General features: G+C 64.2%; 18 protein-coding genes and 1 tRNA gene. 12 read left to right on the top strand and 7 right to left on the bottom strand.

Annotation, left to right across the window (positions count from 1 at the left end):
- Nucleotides 1-2 precede the first annotated feature (2 nt).
- The gene (locus EA472_RS05840; protein WP_124190572.1) at nucleotides 3-680 is read left to right on the top strand and encodes a helix-turn-helix domain-containing protein; all 678 of its coding nucleotides are present in this window, start codon (nucleotides 3-5) and stop codon (nucleotides 678-680) included.
- 85 nt (nucleotides 681-765) lie between these two features.
- A complete protein-coding gene (locus EA472_RS05835) occupies nucleotides 766-1557 on the top strand; it encodes an SIR2 family NAD-dependent protein deacylase (RefSeq protein ID WP_124190571.1) in 792 nt (263 codons plus the stop codon).
- Between the two features lie 482 nt (nucleotides 1558-2039).
- Here the strand turns inward: EA472_RS05835 and EA472_RS05830 are convergent.
- Nucleotides 2040-2112 (bottom strand) — tRNA-Asp (locus EA472_RS05830).
- Between the two features lie 316 nt (nucleotides 2113-2428).
- On the opposite strand from EA472_RS05830, the gene EA472_RS05825 reads away from it, so the two are divergent.
- The 9 genes from EA472_RS05825 (at nucleotide 2429) to EA472_RS05785 (ending at nucleotide 12694) form a co-directional block, all read left to right on the top strand.
- Nucleotides 2429-2656, top strand: coding sequence for a DNA-directed RNA polymerase subunit H (locus EA472_RS05825; protein ID WP_124190570.1), 228 nt, complete (start codon nucleotides 2429-2431; stop codon nucleotides 2654-2656).
- On the top strand, nucleotides 2657-4234 hold the full coding sequence (locus tag EA472_RS05820) for a DNA-directed RNA polymerase subunit B'' (protein WP_124190569.1): 1578 nt from the start codon (nucleotides 2657-2659) through the stop codon (nucleotides 4232-4234).
- A gap of 6 nt (nucleotides 4235-4240) precedes the next feature.
- The gene (rpoB, locus tag EA472_RS05815) at nucleotides 4241-6070 is read left to right on the top strand and encodes a DNA-directed RNA polymerase subunit B (protein ID WP_124190568.1); all 1830 of its coding nucleotides are present in this window, start codon (nucleotides 4241-4243) and stop codon (nucleotides 6068-6070) included.
- Nucleotides 6071-6086: 16 nt separating this feature from the next.
- Nucleotides 6087-9008, top strand: a complete 2922-nt coding sequence (locus EA472_RS05810; protein WP_124190744.1) for a DNA-directed RNA polymerase subunit A' — start codon at nucleotides 6087-6089, stop codon at nucleotides 9006-9008.
- Nucleotides 9001-10194 (top strand): DNA-directed RNA polymerase subunit A'', encoded by a 1194-nt coding sequence (gene rpoA2, locus EA472_RS05805; protein WP_124190567.1) that lies wholly within the window; start codon nucleotides 9001-9003, stop codon nucleotides 10192-10194. Before EA472_RS05810 ends, rpoA2 begins: the two co-directional genes overlap by 8 nt.
- A 3-nt stretch (nucleotides 10195-10197) precedes the next feature.
- A complete protein-coding gene (locus EA472_RS05800) occupies nucleotides 10198-10641 on the top strand; it encodes a NusA-like transcription termination signal-binding factor (protein WP_124190566.1) in 444 nt (147 codons plus the stop codon).
- A gap of 454 nt (nucleotides 10642-11095) precedes the next feature.
- Nucleotides 11096-11524, top strand: a complete 429-nt coding sequence (locus tag EA472_RS05795) for a 30S ribosomal protein S12 (protein ID WP_086887596.1) — start codon at nucleotides 11096-11098, stop codon at nucleotides 11522-11524.
- A 2-nt stretch (nucleotides 11525-11526) separates the two neighbouring features.
- Nucleotides 11527-12135 (top strand): 30S ribosomal protein S7, encoded by a 609-nt coding sequence (locus EA472_RS05790; RefSeq protein WP_124190565.1) that lies wholly within the window; start codon nucleotides 11527-11529, stop codon nucleotides 12133-12135.
- A 163-nt stretch (nucleotides 12136-12298) separates the two neighbouring features.
- Nucleotides 12299-12694: a hypothetical protein gene (locus tag EA472_RS05785; protein WP_124190564.1), complete on the top strand. Its 396-nt coding sequence runs from the start codon at nucleotides 12299-12301 to the stop codon at nucleotides 12692-12694.
- Between the two features lie 47 nt (nucleotides 12695-12741).
- Here the strand turns inward: EA472_RS05785 and EA472_RS05780 are convergent, their stop codons facing one another.
- Entirely contained in the window at nucleotides 12742-13497 is a 756-nt protein-coding gene (locus EA472_RS05780) for a DUF5781 family protein (RefSeq protein WP_124190563.1), read from the bottom strand.
- A 276-nt stretch (nucleotides 13498-13773) separates the two neighbouring features.
- Between EA472_RS05780 and EA472_RS05775 the strand changes: the two genes are divergently transcribed.
- Nucleotides 13774-15960, top strand: coding sequence for an elongation factor EF-2 (locus EA472_RS05775; protein WP_124190562.1), 2187 nt, complete (start codon nucleotides 13774-13776; stop codon nucleotides 15958-15960).
- 183 nt (nucleotides 15961-16143) lie between these two features.
- Here EA472_RS05775 and EA472_RS05770 read toward each other — a convergent pair whose 3' ends face one another.
- The 5 genes from EA472_RS05770 to EA472_RS05750 all read right to left on the bottom strand — a co-directional run bounded on the left by EA472_RS05770 (nucleotide 16144) and on the right by EA472_RS05750 (nucleotide 26089).
- Complete coding sequence (locus EA472_RS05770) at nucleotides 16144-16476, bottom strand: VOC family protein (RefSeq protein ID WP_124190561.1); 333 nt, start codon at nucleotides 16474-16476, stop codon at nucleotides 16144-16146.
- A 206-nt stretch (nucleotides 16477-16682) separates the two neighbouring features.
- Complete coding sequence (locus tag EA472_RS05765; RefSeq protein ID WP_124190560.1) at nucleotides 16683-18626, bottom strand: hypothetical protein; 1944 nt, start codon at nucleotides 18624-18626, stop codon at nucleotides 16683-16685.
- 135 nt (nucleotides 18627-18761) lie between these two features.
- Nucleotides 18762-20144, bottom strand: coding sequence for a 7,8-didemethyl-8-hydroxy-5-deazariboflavin synthase subunit CofH (gene cofH, locus EA472_RS05760; protein WP_124190559.1), 1383 nt, complete (start codon nucleotides 20142-20144; stop codon nucleotides 18762-18764).
- A 111-nt stretch (nucleotides 20145-20255) separates the two neighbouring features.
- Complete coding sequence (locus EA472_RS05755; RefSeq protein WP_124190558.1) at nucleotides 20256-22967, bottom strand: methyl-accepting chemotaxis protein; 2712 nt, start codon at nucleotides 22965-22967, stop codon at nucleotides 20256-20258.
- A 230-nt stretch (nucleotides 22968-23197) separates the two neighbouring features.
- Nucleotides 23198-26089: a methyl-accepting chemotaxis protein gene (locus tag EA472_RS05750; RefSeq protein WP_124190557.1), complete on the bottom strand. Its 2892-nt coding sequence runs from the start codon at nucleotides 26087-26089 to the stop codon at nucleotides 23198-23200.
- Nucleotides 26090-26277 lie beyond the last annotated feature (188 nt).

Genomic DNA, 26277 nt, shown 5'->3' with positions numbered 1-26277 from the left:
CCGTGAGATACGCCACCGTCGTGCTCACGTGGACCGACGGCCGGATCAACGCGATCGACGACGCGTTCGCCCGAAGCGACGCGGTGTCGATCGATGCGATTCGCCACGTCAATCCCGTCTCCGAACGCCGGTACGTCGAACTCCTCGAACTCCGCGGCGACCTCGAGCGAGCCCGGACGCTGCTGGCTGCAGCACCCGACGCGCTCGAGTTCGACGTGGCCGGCGAGGACCGCCACGGTCGCGGCGTCGCCTACGTTCACTGCCGAAGCGTCGGTCCGGTCACCGACCTCCTGTCGATCCTCCGCGAGCACGAAATCGTCCTCGACTGGCCGATGGAGTACGTCGAAGCTGACGGCTTCGGTGGCCGCGGCCTCGAGGTGACGGCTCTCGGAACGAACCGCTCGATTCAGCGCGCCGTGGAGGATCTCCCGGACGGGATCGAACTCGACCTGCAACGGCTCGGCGAGTACGATCCGTCCGGCGGTCCAGCGCCGTCGCTGAGCGATCGTCAACGGGAGGTGTTCGACCTGGCCCACGAGCGGGGCTACTACGACGTTCCGCGCGGAACGACCCACCGAGAACTGGCGGCGGAGCTCGGAATCTCGGCCGGAACGGTCGGCGAGCACCTCCAGCGGATCGAGGCCACGCTCGCGGCGTCGTACTCCTCGACCGCTCGATAGTCCGCCCGCGACGCCCGTTCCGAGTTCCACCGGGGATCGGCTGTCGGACCTCCGGACTTTTGCCCGTCGGTCTCGAGATCCCGATATGGACGACCTCGAGCGACTCGCGGCGGACCTCCGCACCGCCGAGACGGCCGTGGCGCTCACCGGGGCCGGCATCTCCGCACCCTCGGGCGTTCCGACCTTTCGAGGCGACGGCGGCGTCTGGGACCGCTTCGACGAGGGACAGTTCACCCACGGCCGGTTCCAGCGCGATCCGGCGGGCTTCTGGGCGGCTCGGATCGATCTCCAGCGCGAGCTGTTCGGCGACGACCACGAGCCCAACGTCGCCCACGAGGCGCTCGCCGCACTCCAACAGTCCGGCCGCCTCGAGACGATCGTCACGCAAAACACCGACGGACTGCACGACGACGCAGCCGAGGCGATTTCCGACGGCGACCGATTGCAGACTCCACTCGACGGTCCCTCGATTCTCGAACTCCACGGCAACGCTCGCCGGGTCCGGTGTGTCGACTGCGGCCAACGGGCCGAAGCGGATCCGATCTTCGAACGCGCCGCCGCCGGCGAACTGCCGCCGCGGTGTGACTGCGGCGGTCTCTTCAAGCCGGACGTCGTCCTCTTCGGCGAACAGCTTCCCGGCGCAGCCATCCAGCGCGCCCGCTCGCTCGCACGCGAATCCGATGTCTTCCTCGCGATCGGCTCCTCGCTCGTCGTCGAACCCGCCGCGTCGCTCCCGCGAATCGCCACCGGGTCCGGGGCGACCGTCGCCGTCGTCACGCTCGAGGAGACGCCCTTCGACGAACTCGCCGACGTCGTCTTTCGACGCGACGTAACTGACGTCCTCCCCGCGCTGTACGAGCGACTCGAGGAGTCGTAATTCTCGATCGTGAGTTCGGCCGTTGCTGTCCTCCTCGCTCTCGAGGTGAGGCAGCAGAAGACGCCCGGAGCGGGATTTGAACCACGGTCGTTTCGCTCACGACGCTCGCTTCACTCGCTGATTCAAATCCCGCTGTTTGTGCTTCGCTGCCGTCGTCGTTCGCTCGTCGCTGTACTTCTCGCTCTCGAGTTGACGGAAGCAGAAGACGCCCGGAGCGGGATTTGAACCACGGTCGCAGCAAAGCTGCTCTCTGATTCAAATCCCGCTGTTTGTGCTTCGCTGCCGTCGTCGCTCGCTCGTCGCTATACTCCTCGCTCTCGAGTCGACGGCAGCAGAAGACGCCCGGAGCGGGATTTGAACCACCTGAACTCGCTCGCACGGCTCGCTCGTTCCGTCCTTCAAATCCCTTGTTGGGTGTTTTCCGCTCACGTGTGACGAGCACACGCGACGCGGTGCTCGTCGAATTGGTTCGCGGAAAAACACGCCCGGAGCGGGATTTGAACCCGCGTCACAACCGTGACAGGGTTGTATGATGGGCCACTACACCATCCGGGCTGTGACTCAGGGTTGCCCGGTCGCAGTATTAAGGCTTTCCAATCGGGAGGCGTGTGGTAGGCGAGACCCATCCACGACGGCTCGCTCGAACGGGATTCGTGCTACAATTTCGCACGACCCACAAGGAATTTAACGGTTAGTCGGGTAGTGACAGGTGTGATCGGCACCTCCGGTCCGGGTTGCCCGGTCGGTTAGCGTTGCGTCTGGATCGAGTTAGTAACCGTTAAATGGGTGCCCCCGCTATCTAACTGTAGTATCTCGTGACAGCCACTTCTCTCCCGGTAGCCCACACGCAGACCGACACCAACACCAACACATGGTAGACGTAAGCCAACACGAACTCGTTCCGGAGCACACCGTACTCGAGGAGGACGTCCTCGAGGACGTCCTCACGGAGTACAACATCGACCGTACAGACCTCCCGAAAATCAAACGAAGCGATCCCGCCTTACCCGACGAGGCGGAGGTCGGCGACGTCATCAAGATCGTTCGAAACTCGCGGACGACCGATCAGGCAGTCGTATACCGACTCGTGGTGGAATAAATGGCAATGGAACTCGACCGAGACAAACGACGGGACATCTCGCGCGAATACTTTTCGAGGGAACGGCTCGCAGAACACCACTACCGCTCGTTCAACGCGTTTCTCGGCCGCGGAATGCAGGAGGTCGTCGACGAGAAGGCGACCATCGACACGGACATCGGCGACAAGGAAGGCGAAGAGCCGGTCCACGTCGAGCTGGGCGACGTTCGCGTCGTCACCCCGCGCGTCCGTGAAGCCGACGGCTCCGAGGAGCTGCTGTATCCCCAGGAGGCGCGGCTGCGAAACATCACCTACTCCGCGCCCGTCTTCATGGAGATGTCGATCGTCATCGGCGAGGAGGGCGACCAGCGCGTCGTCGACTCCACCGAGACCAAGATCGGACGGATGCCGATCATGGTCGGCTCCGAGAAGTGTAACATCGCCGGCTTCTCCGACGAGGAACTGATCGAGATCGGCGAGGACCCCGCCGATCCCGGCGGCTATTTCATTGTCAACGGTTCCGAGCGCGTACTGATGACCAGCGAGGACCTGGCACCGAACAAGATCCTGGCGGAGTACGACACCAAGTACGGCGACGAGATCCAGGTCGCCAAGACCTTCTCCCAGCGTCGGGGCTACCGCGCGCTCGTCCTCTGTGAACGGACGCGCGACGGCCTGCTCGAGGTGTCGTTCCCCTCCGTTTCGGGATCGATCAACTTCGTCACCCTCGTGCGGGCGCTCGGGCTCGAGTCCGACGAGGAGATCGTTCACAAGGTCTCGAACGATCCCGAGGTCGTCAAGTACATGCTCGAGAACCTCGAGGAAGCCGAAGTCCAGTCCGAAGAGGAGGCCATCGAGACCCTGGGCAAGCGCGTCGCCTCCGGCCAGGGCAAGAACTACCAGCTCAAACGCGCCAACTACGTCATCGATCGGTACCTCCTGCCACACCTCCACGAGGATGGCGTCGACGAGGAGGACGTTCGGATCAACAAGGCTCACTACCTCTGTCGGATGGCGGAGGCGTGTTTCGAACTCGCGCTCGGCCGGCGCGAGGCCGACGACAAGGACCACTACGCCAACAAGCGCCTGAAGGTCAGCGGCGACCTGATGAAAGATCTCTTCCGGACGGCGCTGAACAAGCTCGCACGCGACGTGAAGTACCAGCTCGAGCGTGCGAACATGCGAAACCGGAACCTGTCGGTGTCGACGGTCGTTCGGTCGGACGTGTTGACCGAACGCCTCGAGCACCCGATCGCGACGGGCAACTGGGTCGGCGGCCGCTCCGGCGTCTCCCAGCTGGTCGACCGCACGGATTTCATGGGCGTTCTCTCACACCTTCGGCGGCTGCGCAGCCCGCTCTCTCGCTCGCAGCCCCACTTCGAGGCGCGGGACTTGCACGCGACCCAGTGGGGACGCATCTGCCCGTCGGAGACGCCCGAAGGGCCGAACTGTGGACTGGTCAAAAACTTCGCGCAGGCGATGGAGCTCTCACAGAACGTCGAGGACGAACAACAGCTCAAACGCGAACTGGCGTCGATGGGCGTCCAGGGCATTCCGGGCATCGAAGGTATCGAACGATCGACTCCGGCGGACGACTAATCAATCATGAGCAGCCAACAACGAGAAGCCAAAGTCTACGTCAACGGGTCGCTGGTGGGGACCCATCCCGATCCGCACGAACTCGCAGAACAGATCCGCGAAGCGCGACGCATCGGTGACATCTCCGAGATGGTCAACGTCTCGGTGAAAGATCGGACGCGGGAGGTGATCGTCAACGCCGACGCCGGCCGCGCACGACGACCCTTGCTCGTCGTCGAGGACGGTGAGCCGCGCATCTCCGAAACCGAGATCGAAGCGCTCCGCGAGGGCGAACTCGAGTTCGAGGATCTTGTCAACCACGGCTACATCGAGTTCATCGACGCCGAAGAAGAAGAGGACATCTACGTCGCCGTCGACGAGGACGATCTCGACGAGAAACACACCCACCTCGAGATCGATCCCCAGCTCATCTTCGGGATCGGTGCGGGAATGATTCCGTACCCCGAACACAACGCGAGTCCGCGCATCACGATGGGGGCGGGAATGATCAAGCAGTCGCTCGGACTTCCGAGCGCCAACTACCGCATCCGACCGGACACCCGCCAGCACCTGCTGCATTACCCGCAGCTCTCGATGGTCAAAACGCAAACGACCGAGCAGATCGGCTTCGACGACCGACCCGCCGCACAGAACTTCGTCGTCGCCGTGATGAGCTACGAGGGGTTCAACATCGAGGACGCGCTGGTCATGAACAAGGCGTCGGTCGAACGGGCGCTCGCGCGGTCGCACTTCTTCCGGACCTACGAGGGCGAGGAACGTCGGTATCCGGGCGGCCAGGAGGACCGCTTCGAGATCCCCAGCCAGGACGTTCGCGGCGCTCGCGGGGAAGAGGCGTACAACCACCTCGACGAGGACGGTCTCGTCAATCCCGAGACGCCGGTCGACGAGAACTCCGTTCTGCTGGGCAAGACGAGTCCGCCGCGGTTCCTGGAAGAGCCCGACGACATGGGCGGCCTCTCGCCCCAGAAGCGCCGGGAGACGTCCGTGACGATGCGAAGCGGCGAGTCCGGCGTCGTCGACACGGTCACGCTGATGGAAGGCGAGGACGGCTCGAAGCTCTCGAAGGTCTCGGTTCGAGACGAGCGGATCCCCGAACTGGGGGACAAGTTCGCCTCGCGACACGGACAGAAGGGCGTCGTCGGCCACCTCGCACCGCAGGAGGACATGCCGTTCACCGAGGAAGGCGTCGTCCCCGACCTCGTGCTCAACCCCCACGCGCTGCCGTCGCGGATGACCGTCGGACACATCCTCGAGATGATCGGCGGGAAACTCGGGGCGATGGAGGGCCGTCGAGTCGACGGGACGCCGTTTTTGGGCGAGGACGAGGACGAACTCCGGAAAGGACTCGAGGAGAACGGGTTCGATTCCGCCGGCAAGGAGACCATGTACTCCGGGGTCACCGGCGAGAAGATCGAGGCCGAGATCTTCGTCGGGATCATCTTCTACCAGAAACTCTACCACATGGTCTCGAACAAGCTGCACGCTCGCTCGCGCGGGCCGGTGCAGGTGTTGACTCGCCAGCCCACGGAGGGACGCGCCCGCGAGGGCGGACTGCGAATCGGGGAGATGGAACGGGACGTGTTCATCGGCCACGGCGCGGCGATGACGCTGAAAGAACGACTGCTCGACGAATCCGACCGCGAGTTCATCCACATCTGTGGAAACTGCGGCATGAGCGCGGTCGAGAACGTCGAACAGCGCCGGGTCTACTGTCCCAACTGCGACGAGGAAACGGACATCCACGAGATCGAGATGAGCTACGCGTTCAAGCTCCTGTTAGACGAGATGAAAGCGCTGGGTATCGCGCCGCGACTGGAACTCGAGGACGCCGTCTGAACACGACCACGACATGATGCGAAACAGCACACCAAAGGACATCGGATCGATCAACTTCGGGCTCATGGAGCCCGAGGAGTATCGGGAGATGAGCGCGACGAAAATCATCACCGCGGACACCTACGACGACGACGGGTTCCCGATCGACATGGGGTTGATGGATCCCCGACTGGGGGTCATCGATCCCGGCCTCGAGTGCAAGACCTGCGGAAAGCACTCCGGCTCGTGTAACGGCCACTTCGGGCACATCGAACTCGCCGCACCCGTGATCCACGTCGGCTTTACGAAGCTCATTCGGCGGCTCCTGCGCGGAACCTGCCGGGAGTGTTCGCGGCTCCTGTTGACCGAGGACGAACGCGAGGAGTTCCGCGATCAGATCGACGAGGCGCGAAAGCTCGGCCGCGATCTGAACGACGTGACGAAGGCCGCGATCCGTCAGGCGAGAAAGAAGGATCGCTGTCCGTTCTGCGCCGAAATTCAGTACGACATCGACCACGAGAAACCCACCACGTACTACGAGGTTCAGCAGGTGCTCACCAGCGAGTACTCCCAGCGCATCGCAGCCGCGATGCAGGGCGACGAGGAGGGAGAGCGCATGGGCCCGAACGAACTCGCCGAGGAGACCGAGATCGATCTCTCGCGAATCAACGAGATCCTTTCGGGGTCGTTCCGCCCGCGCGAGAACCAGCGCAAGGCCATCGAGAAGGCCCTCGACATCGACCTCACCGAGGAAGACACGAACAAGCTGATGCCCTCGGACATCCGGGACTGGTTCGAAGCGATCCCCGACGAGGACATCGAGGTGCTCGGCATCGATCCCGAGCGCTCGCGTCCGGAGTGGATGATCCTCACCGTGTTGCCGGTGCCGCCGGTGACGGCTCGGCCGTCGATCACGCTCGACAACGGTCAGCGTTCGGAGGACGATCTCACTCACAAGCTGGTCGACATCATCCGGATCAACCAGCGGTTCATGGAGAACCGCGAAGCGGGCGCACCCCAGCTGATCATCGAGGACCTCTGGGAGCTGTTGCAGTACCACGTGACGACGTTCATGGACAACGAAATCTCGGGAACGCCCCCGGCGCGACACCGCTCCGGTCGCCCCCTCAAGACCCTCAGCCAGCGCCTGAAGGGGAAAGAAGGTCGCTTCCGCGGTTCGCTGTCCGGAAAGCGCGTCAACTTCTCCGCCCGGACAGTCATCTCGCCGGACCCGACGCTTTCGCTCAACGAAGTCGGCGTTCCGGACCGCGTCGCAAAGGAGATGACCCAGACGATGAACGTCACCGGACGCAACGTCGAGGAGGCTCGGCGCTACGTCTCGAACGGACCGGAGGGCCACCCCGGCGCGAACTACGTCCGCCGGCCGGACGGCCGCCGACTGAAGGTGACCGAAAAGAACTGCGAGAAGCTCGCCGAAAAGGTCGAGGCCGGCTGGGAGGTCAACCGCCACCTCGTCGACGGAGACATCGTCATCTTCAACCGCCAGCCGTCGCTACACCGGATGTCGATCATGGCCCACGAGGTCGTGGTCATGCCGTACAAGACCTTCCGGCTCAACACCGTCGTCTGTCCGCCCTACAACGCCGACTTCGACGGCGACGAGATGAACATGCACGCCCTCCAGAACGAGGAGGCCCGCGCCGAGGCCCGCGTCCTGATGCGCGTCCAAGAACAGATCCTCTCGCCGCGTTTCGGCGAGAACATCATCGGCGCGATCCAGGACCACATCTCCGGGACCTACCTGCTTACCCACGACAACCCGCGGTTCAACGAGACGCAAGCGCTCGATCTGCTCCGGGCGACCCGAATCGACGAGCTGCCGGAGCCAAGCGGTATCGACGACGAGGGCGAGCCGTTCTGGACCGGACACGACGTCTTCTCCGAACTCCTGCCCGACGATCTGAACCTCGAGTTCACCGGCACCATCGGCGAGGACGTGATCATCGAAGACGGCCAGCTCGTCGAGGGGACCATCGCCGAAGACGAAGTCGGCGAGTTCGGCGGCGAGATCGTCGACACGATCACGAAGGTCTACGGCAACACCCGCGCCCGGATCTTCATCAACGAGGTCTCGACGCTCGCGATGCGTGCGATCATGCACTTCGGGTTCTCGATCGGAATCGACGACGAGACGATCCCCGAAGAGGCCCAGGCCCGCATCGACGAGACGATCGAGGACGCGAACGACCGCGTCGAGGAGCTGATCGAGGCCTACGAGCGCGGCGAGCTCGAGTCGCTTCCGGGACGGACGATCGACGAGACGCTCGAGATGAAGATCATGCAGACCCTCTCGCGTGCGCGAGACAACGCCGGTAACATCGCCGACGAGCACTTCACCGAGGACAACCCCGCCGTGGTCATGGCCTCCTCGGGTGCCCGTGGATCGATGCTGAACCTGACCCAGATGGCCGGCTGCGTCGGCCAGCAGGCGGTTCGGGGCGAACGCATCAACCGCGGCTACGAGGATCGGACGCTGTCGCACTACGAACCGAACGACCTCTCGGCGGAAGCCCACGGCTTCGTCGAGAACTCCTACACCAGCGGTCTCACCCCGCGAGAGTTCTTCTTCCACGCGATGGGCGGCCGCGAGGGGCTGGTCGACACCGCGGTTCGAACGTCGAAATCCGGCTACCTGCAGCGGCGGCTGATCAACGCGCTGTCCGAACTCGAGACGCAGTACGACGGTACGGTGCGCGACACTAGCGACACCATCGTCCAGTTCGAGTTCGGCGAGGACGGTACCTCGCCGGTCAAGGTGTCCTCGGGCGACGACAACACGATCGACGTCGCGCAGATCGCCGACCGCGTTCTCGATTCGGAGTTCGAATCCGAAGCGGAGCGTCGCGAATTCCTCGGCCGGAAACGCCAGCCGACGAACCTCTCCGAGCACGCGGATCACCGACTCGCCCAGGGCACGGAGGTGAGCTCCGATGACTAGCGTCGAGTACGACGTCGACGACGACGCGATCGCGGTCGTCGAGGACACCGACCTCCCACGTCGACTCAAAGACGAGGTGTACGAGGTACTCGAAGAACGCGGCGACGCCACGGTTCAGGACGCCGACGAGCTCGCGAAGGCGGTCGAGAACCGGTATCTCGACACGCGCGTCGATCCGCTCGATCCCGTCGGTACCGTCTCCGCGCAGTCGATCGGCGAACCGGGAACGCAGCTGACGATGAACACGTTCCACTACGCCGGGGTCGCGGAGATCGACGTTACCCAGGGGCTTCCCCGTCTCATCGAGCTGGTGGACGCCCGGAAGACGCCGGATACGCCGATGATGACGGTCCACCTGGAAGACGAGTACGCCACCGAACGCGAGATGGCCCACGAGGTCGTCTGGAACATCGAGGCGACGAAAATCCTCGCGCTTGGGGACGTCTCGACGAACGTCGCGGACATGCGCGTCCAGATCTCGCTCAACCAGGATACCCTGGACGAACGGATGATCACGCCCGAGGAGGTCGCGGAGATCATCGAGGATAGCCTCGGCGTGGATACGGTCCAGAACGGCACCGAGATCCAGTTCGGGCCGGAGGAACCGTCCTACCGCGATCTGCTCCAGCTGGTCGAGGAGTTGCGCGACATCACGTTCAAAGGGATCGAGGAGATCTCCCGCGTCGTCATCCGCCGCGAAGAGATGGACCACGGCGAAGAGGAGTTCGTCCTCTACACCGAAGGATCCGCCTTCGGCGACGTCTTAGAGATCGAAGGCGTCGACGCCTCGCGGACGACGTGTAACAACATCCACGAGATCCACCGCAACCTCGGCATCGAAGCGGCCCGCGAGGCGATCATCGAGGAGACCAACAACACGCTGGCCGAGCAGGGTCTCGACGACGTCAACGTCCGCCACCTGATGCTGGTCGCGGACATCATGACGAACAACGGCGAGATCGAGTCCATCGGTCGTCACGGCATCTCCGGTTCGAAGGAGTCCGTCCTCGCGCGCGCGGCGTTCGAAGTGACGGTCAACCACCTGCTCAACGCCGCCATCCACGGCGAGATCGACGACCTGAACGGCGTCACCGAGAACGTCATCGTCGGCAAGCCGATCAAACTCGGCACCGGCGACGTCGACCTCCGGATGGGATCGACGACCGGCGGACGACAGGCCGACTGATCGATGGCACTCTCCCTCGACGACGACGCGCGCCGCTACCTCGCGCTGTTCGAGGACGTCACCGGCGCGGACGGCGTCGACTGTCTGCACGAGGAACCGCCCTCCGACGCGGACGTCGACGAGCGGCTGATCGTCGTGGTCTCGAGCGGCCAGATGGGCGAGGCGATCGGTCCCGGCGGACGGACGATCAAGCGGTACGAAGAACGCGTCGACGCGCCCGTTCGGCTCGTCGAGAACGCCGACGATCCCGCGGAGTTCGTCGCGAACGCGCTCGCGCCGGCGGCGGTCTACAACGTCACCCTGAGCGAGAACGAGGACACGGTCGCCTACGTCGAGGTCGCAAACGAAGACCGCGGCGTCGCGATCGGGACGAACGGTCGGACGATCGACTCCGCGCGGACGCTCGCCGACCGGCACTTCGACATCGACGACGTACAGCTCATCTAAAGTACATCCGGCAGCCAAATTAGCGAGTCCGTCGCACAGCTCGAGCGCGCGATTTGTTACTCGGTTGATGGTAGTCGAACGAACTGACTCCGGGCGCTGTTCGTCTCCGTTCCCCCGGTTCTGGTGATACTCGCGCCCCTGACGGACGCGAATCGGTTCCGTTCTCGATTCCAACTGCGCCGCGACGGTTCTGCTCACGGCCGTGTTCGTCGGCGTCGTGCTTTCGCCGTACGTTTCCGATGGACGGCTGTGGCCGTTCGACGAAACCGAGCACGATCGGCGACCTCGACGCGTGCCGTCGAAACACGTCCGACCGGCCGGCACGGCCGGACACGGATTCTCGAGGAGCGAAACGCGCTCACATCTCTTTTTACACCCTGTTAGATCGCTCTCGAGCCGTCTCGAGGAAGTCGAAAACGGGCCGTTTAAGTGCCTCCGTCGGATACCGACTTCCATGGCAAACGGCAAGTACGCCGCGCGCAAGCTCAAGAAGGACCGCCAGAACCAGCGGTGGTCCGACTCCGACTACGCGCGCCGCGCACGGGGCCTCCGCGAGAAATCCGACCCCCTCGAGGGTGCCCCGCAGGCTCGAGGTATCGTACTCGAAAAGGTGGGCATCGAAGCGAAACAGCCCAACTCGGCGATTCGAAAGTGCGTCCGGGTGCAGCTGATCAAAAACGGCAAGCAGGTCACGGCGTTCTGTCCCGGCGACGGCGCGATTTCGTTCATCGACGAACACGACGAGGTCACCATCGCCGGCATCGGCGGAGCGAAGGGTCGTGCGATGGGCGACCTCTCGGGCGTCAACTACAAAGTCGACAAGGTAAACGGCGTCGCACTGCTCGAACTCGTCCGCGGGAACGCGGAGAAACCGGTGCGATAACCATGGCGGCTGAAGATCAACCCGACCCGGACGCCCCCGCGGGCGGAACGGACGTCGGCGCGAAACTGTTCGGCACGTGGGAGATCGACGAGATCGAGTACGGCGACCCCTCGACGGAACGCTACATCGCGGTGACGCCGGTCGCCCACACGGCCGGTCGACACGCGAGCAAGCAGTTCCAGAAATCCCAGATCTCGATCGTCGAGCGGCTCATCAACCGGCTGATGCAGACCGAAGAGAACACCGGCAAAAAGCAACAGGCCCTCAACAGCGTCCGCGAGGCGTTCGAGATCGTTCACGACCGCACCGAGGAGAACCCGGTGCAGGTGCTCGTGACGGCCGTCGAGAACGCCGCTCCACGGGAGGAAACCGTCCGCCTGAAGTACGGTGGCATCTCGGTTCCGAAGGCGGTCGACGTCGCTCCGCAGCGGCGGGTCGACCAGGCCCTGAAGTTCATCGCCGAGGGCGTTCACAACGCTTCGTTCAAGACGGCCACTCCCGTCGAGGAGGCCATCGCCACCCAGCTGATCGGCGCGGCCAACTACGACGTCCAGACGTACGCGATCAGCCAGAAAGAAGAGAAAGAGCGCGTCGCGGCGGCTGCACGCTAACTCGAGTCGATTTTTCTCTCGGCGTTTCTCGTTCGACACTCGACCGACAGCCGCGCGTTCGGTTATCGGTGGTTCGATCCGCTCGCCCGACCCCGCGAGACGTGCTGTCGGCGTTCGGCGCTCGTGCAAAAAATCTAACTCGTGTGCCTGCGATAGCGACGACGTGCGTTCGTGGATTCGTTCGCTTCGCCGGGTGACGTGGCGGGAGGTCGTAGTGGTCGCCGCAGCGATACTGCTGGGCGTCTTGCTCACCGTCGAGAGCACCCGGCGGTTCGTCCTCGGAACCGTCTCGCTCGCCGGACCGGCCGCGGCTTACGGCGGGTTGGTCGGGCTCGTCCTCGGCCGACTCGGCGTTCGGAGCGCGCAGTACGTCGTTCTCGCGCTGTGCTGTGGCGCGCTCGCGCTGGTCGCGATACCGACCGCAGTCGTCCTCGAGTCGGCGAGTCTCCGTTTCATCGGAGTCGGCTCGAGCGGCTTCGCGATCGTTTTCGCGGTGGCGGGATACTCGCGGTCGTCCTCGACGAGCGAACGGTTCGTTCCGCCGACCGACCGCGAGTGATCTGGTCGGGGAGAACGGTGCACGCGAACCGCAGTCGGTCGGTAAGGTCAGTCGGCCGCCGGCCCCTCGCCGCCGACGTACGAGCGGGTCGCGTCCACGAGCACCTGTCGGTACGCACTCGAGTCCGGTTCGCGGGCGAGTTCGCGGAATCGTCGCTTGAACCCCTGAAAGTCCACGCCCGGTGCGTCCATCGCCGCCGCGTGTGCGAGGTCGTACAGCCGGTGGTCGTCGTCGACGAGGTCGTGTCGCTCCGCCAGCGCCAGCGCGAAGGCGGCGTTGACGGCCGTGATCTCGGGGTCGGCGCTCGGCGAGAGTCGCTCGAGTCCCGGTCGGGCCGGTGCGTTCGGCCGGTCCGCGATCGCCGTCGCCAGACTCGACTCGAGAAACGCGAGCAGCTTCTCGCCGGGACCGACCGAGAGGGTGATGTCGTCGGCGTAGATGTCTTTCATGTGATTTGCGATCTGGTAGCAGTGCGAGAGCTTGCGCTGTTCGACGCGCCTGCCGGCAAGCGCGAGGTAGAGCACCTCCGCCGTCGACTGGGTGTGAGAGGGGTGTTCCTGCTCGTGGCGGGCCATGTGGGCGAACTCGTGGAGGGCGAGTTCCCGAGCCATCGCACTCGAGGCGGCCTGTCTCGAGATGTTGAGGACGTGATGGTCGTCGTAGTGGGCGGCCCAGGTGCGCTCGTCGGGGTCGTCCCGCAGGTGGACGTACACCGGAAGCGAGAGATCGTGTTCGGTTTCGAAGAGATCTCGAGCGCTGAGGAACGGCGAGGTCGGACCGGGACCCTGTACTCGGATGTCCATGCGTATACGTCCCAGGGGTTGTGACTGTATGTCTTTTACGCCCCTTCTCCGCGATCGCGAGGCGGAGACGGCAGTGGCGAATCGATCGGCTTGTTGCGTGGCATTCACTCACGCAAACTGGAGATTTACGCCTACGAAGCGGGATACGCGTCGAATTCTCCCGGCGACGAAACGCAGTCGGACCTTTCAGGCCCGACGAGCTTCGTATCCGGCGAAATGACGCCGTCGGATGCGAAACACTACCCTTTTGACCCCGCTGGCGGTAACTGGGTGTATATGGGCCGACGCAAAAAGATCGTCCAAGAGTGTGAACGGCTGATGGACGAACCGGAGAACATCCGGAACATCGCCATCGCCGCTCACGTCGATCACGGAAAAACGACGCTTTCTGACAATCTCCTCGCTGGTGCCGGCATGATCTCCGACGAGACCGCCGGCGAACAGCTCGCGATGGACACCGAGGAAGACGAACAGGAACGAGGAATCACCATCGACGCGGCGAACGTCTCGATGACCCACGAGTACGAGGACACCAACCACCTCATCAACCTCATCGACACGCCGGGCCACGTCGACTTCGGTGGCGACGTCACGCGCGCGATGCGCGCCGTCGACGGCGCGCTCGTGGTCGTCGACGCCGTCGAGGGTGCCATGCCCCAGACGGAGACGGTGCTTCGACAGGCGCTCCGTGAGGGCGTCAAGCCGACCCTGTTCATCAACAAGGTCGACCGTCTCATCTCCGAACTGCAGGAAGGTCCCGAGGAGATGCAAGAGCGCCTGCTCTCGGTCATTCACGACGTCAACGAACTCATCCGGGGCATGACCCAGGACATGGACGACGTCGAGGACTGGACCGTGAGCGTCGAGGGCGGAACCGTCGGATTCGGCTCCGCGCTGTACAAGTGGGGCGTCTCGATGCCCTCGATGCAGCGGACCGGCATGGACTTCGCCGAGATCATGGAACTCGAGCGCGCGGACAAGCGCCAGGAGCTCCACGAGAAGACGCCGCTTTCGGACGTCGTGCTCGACATGGTCTGTGAGCACTTCCCGAACCCTGTCGACGCCCAGCCCCGCCGTATTCCGCGCATCTGGCGCGGCGACGCCGAGTCCGACCTCGCGGAAGGGATGCGACTCGTCGACGAGAGCGGCGAGGTCGTCTTCATGGTCACCGACATCTCGATGGACCCACACGCCGGCGAAATCGCCTCCGGCCGCGTCTTCTCCGGCTCCCTCGAGAAGGGACAGGAACTGTACGTCTCCGGCACCGCGGGCACAAACCGCGTCCAGTCCGTCGGCATCTACATGGGTGGCGAGCGCGAGGAAGTCGAGGAGGTTCCCGCGGGGAACATCGCAGCCGTCACCGGTCTGCGCGACGCCATCGCCGGTTCGACCGTCTCGAGCGTCGATATGACGCCGTTCGAGTCGATCGAGCACATCTCCGAGCCGGTCATCACGAAAAGCGTCGAGGCCCAGACGATGGACGACCTCCCGAAGCTCATCGAGACGCTTCGCCAGGTCTCCAAGGAGGACCCGACGATCCAGATCACCATCAACGAGGACACCGGCGAGCACCTGATCTCCGGACAGGGCGAGCTTCACCTCGAGGTCATCACCCAGCGTATCGAGGCGAACCAGGGGATTCCGGTCAACACCGGCGAGCCGATCGTCGTCTTCCGCGAACAGCCTCAGCGGCCGAGCGACGAGATCGAGGGCATCTCGCCGAACCGCCACAACCGCTTTTACGTCTCCATCGAGCCGATGTCGGACGAACTCGTCGAGACGATCCAGATGGGCGAGGCCTCGATGGACATGCCCGAGCAGGAACGTCGTGAGGCCTTACAGGAGGCCGGCATGGACAAGGACGACTCTCAGGAAGTCGAGCACATCCACGGGACGAACATCCTCATCGACGATACGAAGGGGATTCAGCACCTGAACGAGACGATGGAACTCGTGATCGAAGGCTTCGAGGACGCCCTCAACAACGGCCCGCTCGCGAACGAGCCCGTCCAGGGGACCCTCATCCGCCTGCACGACGCCAGACTCCACGAGGACACGATCCACCGCGGTCCGGCACAGGTTATCCCTGCGACCCGCAACGCCCTCCACAAGGCGTTGATCGACGGCCAGATCAAGCTGCTCGAGCCGATGCAGGACGTCCGCATCGACGTCCCCAACGACCACATGGGGGCTGCATCCGGCGAGATCCAGGGTCGTCGTGGCCGCGTCGACGACATGTACCAGGAGGGTGACCTCATGGTCGTCGAGGGTATCGCACCCGTCGGCGAGATGATCGGCTTCGCAAGCGACATTCGGAGCGCGACCGAGGGGCGTGCATCCTGGAACACCGAAAACGCCGGCTTCGAGGTCATGTCCGACTCACTCCAGCGTGAGCATATCATGGAGATCCGCGAGCGCAAAGGTATGAAACTCGAGTTGCCGCCGTCGATCGACTACATCTAATCGGCGTCGAGCGAGTTCGGATCGTTTCGTTACTACTTCGACTTTCGAAGTAAAGGGGTAGAGACTCCAAATCGGCATTATCTTCGTTTGGCACCGGGAGAAATCCGGATCAGAAATGGGCTGGATAGCGCTTCGATCACGAACGGGCGCTGACGCAGAACCCGTTGCCGGCCGGATCCTCCATCACGGTCCAGGTGAGTTCGTAGCCGTCGTCTTCGATCGCCTTCGTCTCGCGGGCGCTCGCGCCGAGTTCCTCGAGCGCTCGACGGCGTCCGTGCGCTCGTCGACCGCGAAATCGAGGTGGATCGGGAGATCCCTGTCGGTGCCTCGTGGTGCCTCTCGAAACATGAGAGACGGCGAACCGCCGGTTCGCTCGACGACGACGATCTCGTCGTTGACCCGCTGCGGTTCGCCCTCGAGCGCCTGTGCCCAGAACGCGGCCAGTTCGTCCGGGTTCCGACACGCGAAGTTCACGTAGTGGATGTCCATCATGTCCGTGACGTCGTTCGACGTCACCGCCCGTAATTACTGTATCCAATTCGACGTCTTGCTCATCGACGTTCGGGTCGAACGTTCGCGACCCGGCCGAGCGGAAGGACGTCGTGTGGGTCGCTATCGACTGCTCGCGCAGTTTCACGCGGGTAAAAGACCAACGACGTCGTCGGCGATCCGATCTGGCTCAGTGCTCGAGGGGGACACGTCCGAGGTCAGTTGCGGAGTTCTCACTCCCGGGTCGTATTCGCCCAGCCGATTCGGTGCTCGTCGTCGTAGACGAGCGTCAGGTGCTGGACGTCGTCGTCGACCTCGAACGCCGATCCTTCGTCGAACTCCCCGTCGACTTCGTCCGCGAGGGACGTCGTGACGGTTTCGTCTTCCGTCCACCCCTCCACTTCGAGACTCGACGCCGGGAGCGCGTCCCCGCCGACGTGTTCGACCGTTCCGTCGTCGACCTCGAGTTCGACCGACGGCATCGCCCTCGTTCCACTGACGTAAAGCTCGTCGTCGCCCCACACTGCGGTAACGTGCGCGCCGACGTCGACGTCGTCGACCGTGATCGTCGTCCCTTCCGCGGGGACGAACTCGACGTCGTCGGCCCACTGGCTCGTCGCCTGCTCCTCGTCGATCCGGAGTTCGTACCCGGCCGCCGGTTGCGGATCGTCGCTTTCGTCTTCGGCGGGCGGCTCGAGCGTCGCCGAGAGCGTGCGGTCGTCGTAGTCGTACTCGAACGCCGCGGTTCCCGGCGGTGCGACCTGGTAGCGACCCACACCGTCTCGCCGGCTCGTTCCGTCCCAGCCGACGACGAGTTCGTCTCCGGGACGAACGTCCTCGAGCACGTGTCGGTCGCCCTCGCTCACCGTCTCGCCGTCCCACGGCTGTGCGGTGATCCGCGGCTCGGGTTCGTCTTCGTCGGGTCGAACCCATCCGGCGTCGTCGTGATCGTAGACGGCGAGGTGGACCCGGTCGCCGTCGAGCGGAAAGTCGTCGGCGTACTCCACCGCGAGCGTCTCGTCGCGGAAGTCGTGTGCGAACTCGAACCGGAAGTGGTTGAGGATCGTCGTTCCGCTCCCGCTCGAGCCGAGTTCGTGATCGTGGCTCAGTCGAACGGAGAGGGCTGGCTCGACGTCGTCCATCTCGATGCGGATCGTATCGCCCTCCTCGAGGGTTCCGTGGCCGTCGGCCCAGACGTCGCGATCGTACTCCTCGTCGTCGACCTCGAGCGTGAGGTCCTCGATCGGCGTCGGATCGCCGCGGCCGATCTCGATCTCGAGATACTCGTCGTCCAGATCGAAGTCGCGATCGACGCGGAGGAAGCCGGGGCTGTCGTGTTCGTTGGCGGCGCGTTCGGCCTCGAGGTCGCGCTCGTAGGTCATCGCGACGAACGATCCGTCGACGTCGACCGACGGCTCCGCGGGCGTGTACGCCAATTCGGCTGTGAGCGTCTCGACCAATTCGTCGGTGACGGCCGCCGCGTCGGCGAGTTCGATTCCGACCGTCATCTCGATCGTATCGGGATCGAGCACCGTCGAGGCGTGAACGACGTACTCCGTTTCGACATCGTCGTCGACCACGTGGTGGTCGTCCGTCACGTGGATCGTCCGGCTATCGGCGTTCTCGACCGCCTCGAGTCCCTCCTCGAGGACGGGTTTCGCCTCCAGGAGACGATCGGCGTCGCCGGCACCCGCCGCGAGCGCGTTCTCGATCGTCTCCGCGTCCTCGGCGATGACAACGACGTCGTCGGTCACCGCGGCGACCGCGTCGTCGGTTTCGTAGCGTTCGTACTCGATTCCGGCGTAGGACCGTTCGGACTCCGCGTCACCCTCGAGTTCGACGTCTCCGGTGAGCACCTTGATCGGTCGAGAATAGCTCTCGTCGAGGGTGTAGACGAGAGCGCTCTTCGAGACGGTCTCCGGCTCGATCCGGAACTGGCCGCCGAGCGGAGCGCGCTCGTGGGGCTCGTCCGCCTCGAGCTGGCGCTCGAAATCGACGATCGAGACCGTCATCGTCTCGGACTCGACGCTCGCAGGGAGGAACGAACGCAACGACTCGAACGAGCGATCCGCGCTCTCGGCGTCGTCTTCGGCGGCTGAAGCGGCGACGCTGGCCATCGAAACGGCGGCAGTCGCACCGATACCACGGAGGAGCGTCCGGCGGGGACATCGCGTCATGTGTCCGACCGTTGAAACGGACGCGATATATACGTTGTTCGGATGTTCCGACTTCGAATACGCTCTCGAGTCCTTATATATGGGTGCGTCGTACGGTACGATTCACCGTCGCAGGCGGCGTTCGATCGCCCCGGTTCAATCGTCAGCGTGAATCGCCCGCTTCGAACGTTCCGACCGGGTTAAAAGCGGCGTTCCGTCCGCTTTCGGCCCCAGTCGAGGGCCGAACGGCGGATCGTCGGAATCGATCGCGCGACGGGTTTCGTAGTCCGTCGAGCGCTCGACCGGAACTCGTCCGATCGACGTGATCAGTTCGACGTAGTCGTCGAACGATCGGAACTCCCCGTACTCGCCGCCGGCCCGTTTCGTGATCTCTTCGGAAAGAATCGTTCCCATGAAGTCGTCGGCACCACAACAGAGCATCTTCAGCCCCTGTTCGTCGCCGTACTTGACCCACGACGACTGGACGTGATCGACGTTGTCGAGAAACAGCCGCGAGACGGCGATCATCAGCTCGTCCTCGTCCGTGCTCGCGCCGCCGGAGACGACGTCGCGTTCGAAAAGCGGCGTGTTCTGGTGGACGAACGAGAGCGGAACGAACTCGGTGATCGCGCCGTCGACGCGCGCTTGCAGATCGCGGATCCGTTTCAGGTGGAGCGCGCGGTGGGCTTCGTTTTCGACGTGGCCGTACATGATCGTGGCCGTCAGCCCGAGACCGACGTTGGCGGCGGCCTCCATCGCCTCGAGCCAATCGTCGGTGCCGATCTTCCCCGGGCAGATCACGTCTCGAACCTCGTCGACGAGGATCTCGGCGGCGGTGCCGGGAACGGTGTCGAGGCCCGCGTCGGCGAGCCGCCGGTAGACCTCCTCGTACGACCAGTCGGTCCCGCGGCGAGCGTGGTAGCCCTCTTCGGGGGTCATCGAGTGGACGTGAACGCCGTCGACGCTCATCGCCCGCATCTGCTCGGCGTACGTTCCCGGGCTCACCTCGTAGCGCTCGGGTGGGCTGTAGTTGACTGCTTTCGGATCGGGGTGAGCCTCGAGGATCTCGCGGTGTTCGTCGTCCAGCGCGAACGCGGGGTGGAGACCGGAGACCGACGTCACCTCGTAGATGCCGCGGGAGACGGCGTCGGCGACGATCTCGCGGGACTCGGCGGGCGTCTTCGTGAATCCGGCCGTCTCTACCGCGGACCCCTTCTCGAAGGTGTGGGCGGCGTCTTTGAAGTTACAGAACAGACAGCCGACGTTGCAGGCCGTCGTGACGTTGTTGTTCAGGTTGGCGACGAACGTGACCTCCTCGCCGACGACGTCCGCCCGTCGGCGGTCGGCGGCCTCGAGCACGCGCTCTTTGCGCAGGCGGTCGATCCCCTCGACGTCGGTTCCCGTCGTCAGCAACTCGACGGCGTCGTCGACCGTCAGCCGGTCGCCGTCGCGCGCTTTGGCCAGTGCGTTCTCGAACGACTGATCGGTCTCGGGAACGTGCTCGAACGTGAGGTCTGCCTCGGTCACCGATCGCTCCATCGTGGCAACGATACCAGTACAGCGAGAAAAGTATGGTGGATCGGCCGGAACGAAACGATACTGAGGCGAACGATCGCCGAGACCGTCAGGGCCGAAATCCCGTCGATCGGATCACCGGTCGTCGGATCCGTCCGTCGATCCGTCGACCGATCCGTCCTGCGGCTCGTCCGCTGGTTCGACAGTCGGTTCGTCCTCGGATTCCTCGGTCGGTTCGTCCGCCAGTTCGTCGAACGGCTCGCTTTTCGGCTTCTCAGACAGTTCGTCGGACGACTCGTCGCCAGACTCGAGAACCGCGGCCTCGTCGTGCTCGAGGACGACGTCGACGGTCGCGTCCGTCGACTCTCCCTCGACGGACGGACCGTCGTCGTGGTCGTCGACCGCATCAGTCTCGTCGACCGCGGCCATCCCGTCGGTCCCAAACTCCTCGCGCTCGTCGACGTCGAAGACCGCGAGCGAGGCCCGGAGGTCGTCGGCCATCTCGGTCAGCGACTGCGCGCCCGACGCGACTTCCGAGACCGTCGCCGTCTGCTCTTCGGCGGCCGCGGCGACGGTCTCGGTTTCGGCGTTGGTCTCCTCGCTGATCTCGGTGGCCTCGTCGACCATCTCGACGACCCGCCCGCTGGCGCGAGCCTGTTCGTCGGTGGCGTCGTTGACCGACTGGATGCTCTCGTTGGCGGTCTCGACCTGCTCGGTGATCGCCTCGATCGCTTCGATTCCCTCGTCGACGACCGTCGCTCCCTCGTCGACCTGCTCGCGCATCCGCTCGATTTCGTCGACCGTCTCGTCGACCGACTCCTGGACGCTCGAGACGAGGTCGTCGACCTCCTGAGTCGCATCACCGGTCTCTTCCGCCAGCGACTTGACCTCGCTCGCGACGACGGCGAAGCCGTCACCTTCTTCGCCGGCCGCGGCGGCTTCGATCGAGGCGTTGAGCGCCAGCAGGTTGGTCTGGTCGGCGATCTCGTCGATCAGATCGACGATCTCGCTGATCTCGTCCATCTCCTCGTCCAGTCGGCCGATCTGCTCGCTGATCGACTCCGCCCGGCGCTCGAGGTGATCCATCTCCGTGCGGATCTCGCTCGAGGCTTCACCCGCCACGTCCGCGCGCTCTGCGGCCGTACTCGAGACGGTGGCGACGTCGTCGGCGGTCGAGGCGATCTCCTGGACGGTGGCCGAGAGGTCGTTCATCTCGCCGTAGACCTCCTGGAACCGGTCGCTCTGATCCGACGTTGCGGTCGCGATCTCTTCGGCCGACCGGCTCACTTCACCGCTTGCGTTCTCGATCTCCTCGACGCGGGTGGTGACGTCGCGGCTGATCCGATCGACGTCCGCCGACAGCCCCTGGATGTCGACGATGGTCCCCTCGAGTTCCTCGAGCATCTCGTTGAACGCGGTGGCGATCTCTGTCAGCGCCTCGTTGTCGACGTCGTCGTCAAGCCGCTGGGTGAGGTCGCCGTCGGCGGCGATTCCCATCACGCGTCCGAACTCGCCGGCCTTTCGCTCGAGGCGCTCGGCTAACTCCTCTGCTTCCTGTCGTGCCTCGGCGGCTTCGGCCTGTGACCGTTCGGCCTCGGCTTTGGCGGCTTCGACGTCGCTGATGTAGCTCTCGAGGTCGGTGCGCATCGTTCGCAGTGAGTCGCCGAGAGTGCCGGGGACCGCTCGCTCGAGGACGGGGTCGTCGAACTCCTGGCGAGCGATCGCGTCGGATTGGGCGGTGGCGGTCTCGAGGTAGGCCCGGATGTCGTCGAACGAATCGCGCACTTGCCCGACCTCGTCGATCCGGCCGTCGTCGTCGATCTCGATGTCCGTCTCGCCCCGCGAGAGCGCGGTGGCGTTGCCGGCCAGTTCCTCCAGTGCGGTGGCGGTCGAGCGACCGATCGTCGCGCCGATCACCAGAAAGCCGACGAGTGCGACCGCGATCAGCGCGATCAGGGAGTTCGCGACGTTGTCGACGAGCGCGTAGGCGTTCGACTGCGGCGCGTGGGTGACGAGGACCCAATCCGTCCCCCGAATCGGGGTGTAAGCGACGACCTCGTCGGAGGCGTCGAGTTCTTTCGTTCCCGTTCCCTCCACCGCCTGCGCGATAACGTCGTCGCCGCCGCCGTCGCGGTAGGGCGAAAGAAGCGACGACTCGTCGCGCGAAATCATCACGTCGCCGTCGCTCACGTCGACGACCTCGGTGTAGCTTCCGTCGATCGGATCGCTGAACCGCTGGGCCAGGTCTTCGACGGAGACGACGACCATCACCGCTGCACTGCTGTCGGGGTTCTCGATCGGGCTCAGAAAGGCGATGACCTCGTCGTCGTCCTGGGCGTACGTGTCGGTGTACGTCGACTCGAGATCCTCGAGATTCACCTCGTCGTAGTCGTACTCGTTGATCGTTCTCCCCTCTCGAACGTGTAACTCGAGGCCCAGCTCGGAGACGTCGGTTCCGACCTCACCGTACTCGGTGCTGTAGGCGATCGTATCCGTCTCGAGGTCGACGTAGTGAAGCGCTACGACCTCGCCGATCATCCACATCAGTTCGGTCGAGAGCGTGTTCTGTATTCGATTGTCGGATTCGTTAGCGAGATTCTCGTGCGACGAGAGCATGTTGGCCGTCTGCTCGTAGTTATCCATCTGGTTACCGAGGTCGTCGGCTTCGAACTCGGCCGTGAGTTCCATCTGATTTTGCGTCTCTTCGGTTATGCCGCCGGATATCCCCACGTAAAAGAATCCAGCAACGATGGCGGTCGAGATCAGAATGGAGACGATGACGAGTCCGAACTTCGCCACGTAACTCTTTCTAATTCGGTCCGGCACGAATCTCGCCAGCGAAATCATTTCTGCTGACGATGTGTTGCCAGCTCATTATATCATTTGTGGCCCATAATCATTAATCCTGTTGGATTCGCGCGGATAGATCTTACCGCCACTATCGTGCGTCGAACACGCGGTAAATTCAACCGAAGCCGTTCACACGACTGGATCGCACGACCGGTCGTCGAGGTTCCCACAACGAACGACTGCGACGGACGTTTCCGCGGCGGTCGGCGATCCGACGGTTCGTCGTGCTACATTCCGTTCGTCTCGTCAGTGTTTCCGGCTCCGATTTGCTCGTGTGGCTCCGTCCCTTCGGACGACGAATCCGACTCCCCGGTCTCGTCCGCTTCGTCGTCGACTTCTGCTCTGTCAGCCGACGCGGTGACGGTCCCGTCCACCGAACCGTCGTCGGCTCCTTCGTCGTCAGACGGTTCCGCTCCTCGATCCGCGTCGCTGCGTTCGTCAGTCTCGTCGGCACCGTCGTGATCGTCATCCGTCGGCGAATCGCCGCGCTCGTCCGGTTCGGCCGATTCGTCGATTTCGGCTTCGTCGTGTTTCAGTACGAGTCCGGTCTCCGATCGCTCGAGCTCGTCGCCGACGCGATTTTCGTCGTATTCGACGACGTCGACCTCGGTCGAATCGCGCTCGTCGACGTCGAAGACCGCGAGCGAGGCCCGGAGGTCGTCGGCCATCTCGGTCAGCGACTGCGCGCCCGACGCGACTTCCGAGACCGTCGCCGTCTGCTCTTCGGCGGCCGCGGCGACGGTCTCGGTTTCGGCGTTGGTCTCCTCGCTGATCTCGGTGGCCTCGTCGACCATCTCGACGACCCGCCCGCTGGCTCGGGCTTGCTCGTCGGTGGCGTCGTTGACCGACTGGATGCTCTCGTTGGCGGTCTCGACCTGCTCGGTGATCGCCTCGATCGCCTCGATCCCCTCGTCGACGACCGTCGCGCCCTCGTCGACCTGCTCGCGCATCCGCTCGATCTCCGTAACGGTCTCGTCGACCGACGACTGCACGCTCGTCACCAGATCGTCGACCTCCTGAGTCGCATCACCCGTTTCCTCTGCGAGGGATTTGACCTCGCTCGCGACGACGGCGAAGCCGTCGCCCTCCGCGCCGGCGCTGGCCGCCTCGATCGAGGCGTTGAGCGCCAGCAGGTTGGTCTGATCGGCGATCTCGTCGATCAAATCGACGATCTCGCTGATCTCGTCCATCTCCTCGTCTAGCTGACCGATCTGCTCGCTGATCGATTCGGCGCGCTGCTCGAGGTGGTCCATCTCCGTGCGGATCTCGCTCGAGGCCTCGCCGGCGACCTCGGCTTTGGTCGCCGCCTGACTCGAGACGGTGGCGACGTCGTCGGCGGTCGAAGCGATCTCCTGGACGGTGGCCGAGAGGTCGTTCATCTCGCCGTAGACCTCCTGGAACCGGTCGCTCTGATCCGACGTTGCGGTCGCAATCTCCTCCGCGGAGCGGCTGACCTCGCCGCTTGCTTTTTCGATCTCCTCGACGCGGGTGGTGACGTCGCGGCTGATCCGATCGACGTCCGCCGACAGCGATTGAATGTCGACGATGGTGCCCTCGAGTTCCTCGAGCATCTCGTTGAACGCGGTGGCGATCTCTGCCAGCGCCTCGTTGTCGACGTCGTCGTCCAGGCGTCGGGTGAGGTCGCCGTCGGCGGCGATCCCCATCACGCGCCCGAACTCGCTGGCCTTTCGCTCGAGGCGCTCGGCTAACTCCTCTGCTTCCTGTCGTGCCTCGGCGGCTTCGGCCTGTGACCGTTCGGCCTCGGCTTTCGCGGCCTCGACGTCGCTGATGTAGCTCTCCAGATCGTCCCCCATGGCCGCGAGCGAGTCGCCGAGGGTCCCTGGAACGTCCTCTTCGAGGACGGGGTCGTCGAACTCCTGGCGAGCGATCGCGTCCGACTGGGCGGTGGCGGTCTCGAGGTAGGCCCGGATGTCGTCGAACGAATCGCGCACTTGCCCGACCTCGTCGATCCGCTCGTCGTCGTCGATCTCGATGTCCGTCTCGCCCCGCGAGAGCGCGGTCGCATTGTCCGATAGCGTCTCGAGTGCGTTGGCGGTCGAGCGACCGATCGTCGCGCCGATCACCAGAAAGCCCGCGAGTGCGACCGCGATCAGCGCGGCCAACGAGGTCATGACGCTGTCCGCGAGCGCATAGGCGCTCGACTGCGGCGCGTGGGTGACGAGCACCCAGTCGGTGCTCGGTACGGTGGTGTAGGCGGCGACCTCGTCGGTGTCGTCGAACTCCGTGGCGGCCGACCCGCTGATCTCCTGATCGACGATTCGCTGGTCGGCACCCTCGCGGTAGGTGGTGAGAGTCGACGTCTCGTCCGCGCTGATCATCACGTTTCCGTCGGTCGTATCGACGACCTCGGTGTAACTTCCCTCGAGCGGCTCGTGGAACCGCTGGGCTAGCAAATCCGCCGAGACGACGACCATGATCGCACCGTCCCTGTCCGAGTGATCGACGTGGCTGAGAAACGCGATCACGTTCCGACCGTCGTGTTCGAACGTGTCCGTGTGCGTCGTCTCGAGGTCCGTCAGATCGACCTCGTCGTACTCGTACTGCGCGATCGAATCGCCCTCCCACGCGTGGACCTGCAGACCGAGTTCCGAGACGTCGTCACCACCAACACCGCGTTCGGAGCTCTGGGTGATTCGATTCGTCTCGAGGTCGACGTAGTGGATCGCCCTCACTTCCTGGGACGTCTGTGCACCTTCGATGCTCAGCCTCGATCCAATCTCCATTCCGAGTTGGTCGACGATCCGGTCGTCGTTTGCGATCCGCTCTGCGAGTTGCTCGTGCGTGTCGAGTTGCCCGTGGAGCTCCTGCGATTCGACCTCTGCCGTGTACTGCAACCGTTCGTGGGTGTCCTGAGTTATTTCGTCGGACATTCCGGCGTAAAAGAACCCTGCACTGCCGATCGTTAAAACGAGCACGACGAGGATGACGAGTCCGAACTTCGCGACGTAGCTGCGTCGAATACGCTCCGGCACGTACTGTTCCCATCGCCAGTCGGGCACGTACTTCGTACTGTCCCGTTCCCGAATCCGGTCGGGGACGTGCCCCGTAATGTCCTGTTCCCGAAGCCGATCGAGAATGCGCCGTGGATCAGGTACCATTTACAGAAGGCTGACCGTTCGACTCGAAAGCGCTTGTGGCCACGTTTATAAACCGACGCGCTCTCCACGGATTGTTTCATCGAGCCAACGGTAATTTGAGCGCACCGTCTCCATCCACCGTCCGGTCGGCGGCTATATTTGGTCGAAATCAGTCCCGAAAGGGGCACGCGGCGGGCGATTCGGACGAA

Origin of the sequence: Natrarchaeobius oligotrophus, from assembly GCF_003841465.1 — an archaeon.
GTDB lineage: Archaea > Halobacteriota > Halobacteria > Halobacteriales > Natrialbaceae > Natrarchaeobius > Natrarchaeobius oligotrophus.
The sequence above is the reverse complement of the archived record's forward strand: the minus strand, read 5'-3'. Positions and strand labels throughout refer to the sequence as shown.